The 4955-nt window shown below is 43.2% G+C and carries 5 protein-coding genes and 1 pseudogene; 2 read left to right on the top strand and 4 right to left on the bottom strand.

Features of this window, described 5'->3' with window-relative positions; translation table 11 throughout:
- Nucleotides 1–84 precede the first annotated feature (84 nt).
- Nucleotides 85–969: a D-hexose-6-phosphate mutarotase gene (locus AB4232_RS17635; protein ID WP_135381302.1), complete on the bottom strand. Its 885-nt coding sequence runs from the start codon at nt 967–969 to the stop codon at nt 85–87.
- Between the two features lie 243 nt (nt 970–1212).
- Nucleotides 1213–2208: a type I glyceraldehyde-3-phosphate dehydrogenase gene (gene gap, locus AB4232_RS17630; RefSeq protein WP_009848658.1), complete on the bottom strand. Its 996-nt coding sequence runs from the start codon at nt 2206–2208 to the stop codon at nt 1213–1215.
- A gap of 358 nt (nt 2209–2566) precedes the next feature.
- On the opposite strand from gap, the gene msrB reads away from it, so the two are divergent.
- Nucleotides 2567–2965 (top strand): peptide-methionine (R)-S-oxide reductase MsrB, encoded by a 399-nt coding sequence (msrB, locus tag AB4232_RS17625; protein ID WP_009848657.1) that lies wholly within the window; start codon nt 2567–2569, stop codon nt 2963–2965.
- A 180-nt stretch (nt 2966–3145) separates the two neighbouring features.
- On the opposite strand, the gene AB4232_RS17620 is transcribed toward msrB, so the two are convergent.
- On the bottom strand, nt 3146–3952 hold the full coding sequence (locus AB4232_RS17620; RefSeq protein WP_371701384.1) for a DUF2989 domain-containing protein: 807 nt from the start codon (nt 3950–3952) through the stop codon (nt 3146–3148).
- A 113-nt stretch (nt 3953–4065) separates the two neighbouring features.
- Between AB4232_RS17620 and AB4232_RS17615 the strand changes: the two genes are divergently transcribed.
- The gene (locus AB4232_RS17615; protein WP_009848655.1) at nt 4066–4347 is read left to right on the top strand and encodes a YeaC family protein; all 282 of its coding nucleotides are present in this window, start codon (nt 4066–4068) and stop codon (nt 4345–4347) included.
- 148 nt (nt 4348–4495) lie between these two features.
- On the opposite strand, the pseudogene ansA reads toward AB4232_RS17615, so the two are convergent.
- Nucleotides 4496–4955 (bottom strand): annotated as a pseudogene (gene ansA / locus AB4232_RS17610) (asparaginase); the annotation flags it as partial.

Raw genomic sequence — 4955 nt, 5'->3', positions numbered from 1 at the left:
AGAGATAGAGATAGAGATGGTTAGGGGCAATAAAAATGCAGCTCATGGGCTGCATTTTCGTATCTAATTGGCGTAGCTTTAAGTTTATTTCGAAGCAATCACTGTAATCAGCTGGTGGCTTTCACCAGGCTGTAACGTTTTGCCTGCTTCTAGGCTTGGTGCGTGCAGTGTTGACTCGACACACATCATGGTTAGATAACCGTCGTCTTGCATGTCGCCCATACCTGCAGCCCCTTCCGCCCACGGGTTCCAAAGTACCGCAGAGTTATGACCGTGGTTTTCAACCGTTAGCGTGCGATCCAGCTTTTTGTCAGCAACAAAGATTTGCGCTTCTGGTTGCGTGTAAACGCGGTCAATCGTGTCAGTCAGTACCAGTTCAGCACCACCTTGGCAGATCTTGCCACCTTGTAGGCTATCAATGTACTCAGCACCCATACCCGTTGTGGTTGTGTTGTGAATATCGCCAACGTTTAGGTAAGTGTGCAGTGCACCAGAGAAAGTCCATGGCTGAGAATCAGTGTTCTTCACGTCCAGCGTTACTTTTAGCTGCTCGCCGATCTCAACATTCAAACGTGCATCAAATTGATGAGGCCATACTGCTAGCGTCTCTTCGCTTGGCTTCAGACCTAAGCTAACAATCACGCCAGCTTCGCTTTCACGGTGCTCAACCAATTGCCATTCGCTTGAACGTGCAAAACCATGTGCTGGGGCTGCAATGCGACCAAACCAAGGCCAACATACTGGAATACCACCACGCAGAGCCGTTTTGCCATCGAATTTAGCTTGTTGGCTCATCCAAATTAGGTCTTCTTGACCTTGCGGTTGGAATGACACGACATGACCACCAAACAACGAAATCGCTGCGTTTGCTTTATCGTGGATAACACGAACTAGTTTTACACCTTCGTGCTCAACGATAGTGACGTTGTCAGAAAGTACCGCCAGTGCAGGTAGAGTAGATAAATCCATTACATGATCCTTCTAAGGAAATTGAATTCAAATGCTGACTAGAACTAGGGTGCTTGTGATTTTATGAGTGACAAGCAGAGTCAGTATTGGAATTGAATTTCAGTGTTTTGGTGATCGGGATTGAAGTCGGAAGTTGTTTAAAAGATAGCAGGTATTAAAAAGGCGACACTAAGGTCGCCTTTTTCAAAGTCTGCTCAAAACAGTCTTCGCTAATGCTTATCTAAAGCTATTTCTAAAAAGAAATTACTTAGAGATGTGAGCGATTAGGTCTAGAACTTTGTTTGAGTAACCGATTTCGTTGTCGTACCAAGATACAACTTTAACGAATTTGTCAGTTAGAGCAACACCAGCTTTAGCATCGAATACTGAAGTTTGAACTTCACCGATGAAATCTTGTGATACTACTTGGTCTTCAGTGTAACCAAGAACGCCAGCCATTTCGCCTTCAGAAGCTTCTTTCATTGCAGCACAAATTTCTTCGTAAGATGCAGCTTCTTTTAGGTTAACAGTTAGGTCAACTACAGATACGTTAGCAGTTGGTACACGGAAAGCCATACCAGTTAGAAGGCCGTTTAGTTCTGGAAGAACAACGCCTACAGCTTTAGCAGCACCAGTTGAAGATGGGATGATGTTTTGAGAAGCACCACGGCCACCGCGCCAGTCTTTAGCAGAAGGGCCATCTACAGTTTTTTGAGTTGCTGTAGTAGCGTGAACTGTAGTCATAAGACCAGACTCAATGCCCCACTTATCGTTAAGTACTTTAGCGATAGGTGCAAGACAGTTAGTAGTACAAGAAGCGTTAGAAACGATGTCTTGACCAGCGTAAGATGCTTGGTTAACGCCCATTACGAACATTGGAGTTGCATCTTTAGAAGGACCAGTAAGAACTACTTTCTTAGCGCCAGCAGTGATGTGCTTACGTGCAGTCTCGTCAGTTAGGAAAAGACCAGTTGCTTCAGCAACTACGTCTACTTCGATAGCATCCCACTTAAGGTCTTCTGGGTTACGCTCAGCTGTAACACGTACAGTTTTACCGTTAACGATTAGGTTACCGCCTTCAACTTCAACAGTACCGTTGAAACGGCCGTGAGTTGAGTCGTACTTAAGCATGTATGCCATGTACTCTACGTCGATTAGATCGTTAATACCTACTACTTCGATGTCTGCACGCTCTTGAGCTGCGCGGAATACGAAACGGCCGATACGGCCAAAACCGTTAATACCTACTTTGATAGTCATTGTAGTTGCTCCACAACTTAATTTCTGATTAAAGATAACTGGTAGTAAAATTACAGAATCCAGTATACATCTGCAATAGATAATCCGACTTAACTTGTTTAATGTCAAAAAAAAGCGACGCTTTTCTTAACAATTGGGCGTAAGTGGTTGAAAATTGACCATTGCAAGTGGCTCTGTACCCTTCCAGTTGGGTAAAATACCCCTAAATGATGATTCACTTATGAGTGTATATGTACAATGTTTCCTGGTGAGAAAGTATGTGCTACAAAACGACTGATATGCAAGCCTTTATAGAAAAAAGTAAATATAATAACTGAGAATGTGGAGAGATATTAACGTGGTTCAAAAGGGAGGAAATATGATAAAGCCTGATGAATACTGGCGTGAACGCCTAACAGACGATGAATTTTCTGTGTGTCGTCAACGTGGTACCGAAGCCCCATATAGCGGTAAGTTACTGCACAACCATAAGACGGGTGTCTATAGCTGCACATGCTGTGAAAGCCCTTTGTTTCTGTCGGATAACAAATATGATTCAGGGTGCGGTTGGCCAAGCTTTGATGCCCCAGTGAATGATGAAGCAGTACGCTATATAGAAGATCTAAGTCACGGAATGAAGCGTGTAGAGATCCGTTGTACCGCTTGTGATAGCCATTTAGGTCACGTTTTTCCTGATGGTCCGAAGACAACCGGTGAACGGTTCTGTGTTAATTCTGTGTCGTTAATTTTCAACAAAAATGACGAAACTACCAAATAACTTGTCACAATTGTCTAATCCTTACAGGCGTATTTGTTGATTGAGTGGTACTGAACCGCCCAATAGCTCAGTATTTCAGAGTTATTTCTAGCACAAACACAAACAGCTACCATGATGGTAGCTGTTTTTTTTGAAAGCTCGTGAATAGAACGTTTGGACTAGAAAACGAGAACAGTGCGATCAATAACGAGGGACGATTGAAGCGCTGTAAACCTCATCTTCAATAGCTTCTACTATATTGTCCGCGTCTTGATTCAGTTGTTCGTATGTTGACTCATCGAAACGGTACAACACGGTAAGTTCTGCTTCAGAAGCAATAGGCACATCAAAGTTCTTGGCAACCATTGCCCAGACGTACGCTTTTTCCATATGACCTAGGCTGTGGTTGATACTCGCCATCGATTTGAAGATCTCGGTGTTGACCTTCGAACCATTAGAAAGCGTTAACGCATTGTTGAGTAGCTTAAGCGTCTTTTCATGGTCACGGGTAGTATAAAAAGTGGCTAGCGCATATTGCATCTCTGCTGTGTTTAATGCTTCTGTCCCTTCTAATTGCAGGAAACTGCGTCTTGCGTTGGTATCCCCAGTTTGTGACCACATAAAATAAAGCGTTTCCGGGGTATTTGATCGCGAGAGTTCATCAACAATACGCTCAGACTCTTCGATACTATTCATTAAGGAGATGAAGCGACGTTCTTGAAGTTTGGATTGATCAATCGTTTCAATTTGTGCTGCAAGTTCTAAACACTTTTTGTAGGCAGAGACTAATTCGAACTCTTTAATCTTATTGGTATCGCTGGGGTTTTCTTTTGCTTCAAATCGATGCCAGACGAGGTCGGTACGTGCGACACGGCACTGTCCGTCGTTCATATTTAACTTTTCACACTGAAGCCACGGGTTGCTTTCGCACAATTGAGCGGTATTTTTGTTCCCGTCAAAACACCCAACCAGAGTGAAAGGCAATAGGCTTAGTACCAACCATTTCATAATTTTCATATTCCTTCACTTGTGATCAAATACACTTATTTTCAGTCAGGTTCTTGACTCAATTCTGATACGGGTTATTTTCTGGTGAAAATTGTTAAAACTAAGGCCTTACCATGGATGCAGAACAACTTCTTAGCGCAATGACCCCCGAGGTCTACGAACGTTTAAACTATGCAGTTGAAACGGGGAAATGGCCAGAAGGAACGGCGCTCTCTAAAGAGCAGCGCGACTCGTGTATGCAGGCGGTTATGTTGTATCAATCGAAACATAACTCTGAAGCTCAACATATGACAATTGCAGCCGGCGGAGAAATTAGCTTTAAATCAAAGTCTGAACTAAAGAAGCAGTTTAAGTCCGACCAAGAAGATATTGTTAGAGTTAATCCTAATCATTAGGCTTAAATTACAACAAAGGGGTGGCACTGTGCCACCCCTTTTTGACTGTTAAGCTGTTTATTTATAAACAATAATACGATTTAGTTCAGGTTTACGTGAGGGGCTTGATTAAAGGTAAGCCCTCGGCTAAACGAATCGCAGGATAGGCTTATAAGCTCATCTCACCGCGTAACACTTGTTGCATTTGAGCCTTCACTTCTTCGTAGCTTAAATCTTGGCTCAATAGATAATGTAATTTCGCCAGTGCTGCTTCTGGTGTCATATCGTAACCACTGATAACGCCCGATTCTGCTAGTGCACAACCCGTCGCGTAACCACCCATGTTGACTTTACCTGCCAAACACTGAGTTAGGTTCACCACAATCACACCTCGCTCTGAGGCATCTTTTAAGTGTTGAAGTAGTTCTTGATTTTGCGGTGCGTTACCAACACCAAAAGTAAGCAGAATCATTGCATTTACAGGCTGTAGTAGCGTGTTGCGAATCACCTCATGCGAGATTCCTGGGTACATTGTAATTACACCGATGGGTTGCGGAGTAATGTTATGAACCTTGAAAGCACCTTCAGGTTGTTCGTTTACCTTAACGTTATTGCTGATCTGGATATTG

It is taken from the genome of Vibrio sp. 10N.286.46.A8, assembly GCF_041470165.1.
In the GTDB taxonomy this organism is placed as follows: domain Bacteria; phylum Pseudomonadota; class Gammaproteobacteria; order Enterobacterales; family Vibrionaceae; genus Vibrio; species Vibrio tasmaniensis_A.
This window is presented reverse-complemented; position numbering and strand designations above follow the sequence as displayed.

Excerpts from the sequence above, each read along its gene's own strand:
- AB4232_RS17620 (WP_371701384.1), bottom strand. The coding sequence starts at position 3,952 with ATGAAATGGTTGGTACTAAGCCTATTGCCTTTCACTCTGGTTGGGTGT.
- AB4232_RS17615 (WP_009848655.1), top strand. The coding sequence starts at position 4,066 with ATGGATGCAGAACAACTTCTTAGCGCAATGACCCCCGAGGTCTACGAA.
- AB4232_RS17635 (WP_135381302.1), bottom strand. The coding sequence starts at position 969 with ATGGATTTATCTACTCTACCTGCACTGGCGGTACTTTCTGACAACGTC.
- gap (WP_009848658.1), bottom strand. The coding sequence starts at position 2,208 with ATGACTATCAAAGTAGGTATTAACGGTTTTGGCCGTATCGGCCGTTTC.
- msrB (WP_009848657.1), top strand. The coding sequence starts at position 2,567 with ATGATAAAGCCTGATGAATACTGGCGTGAACGCCTAACAGACGATGAA.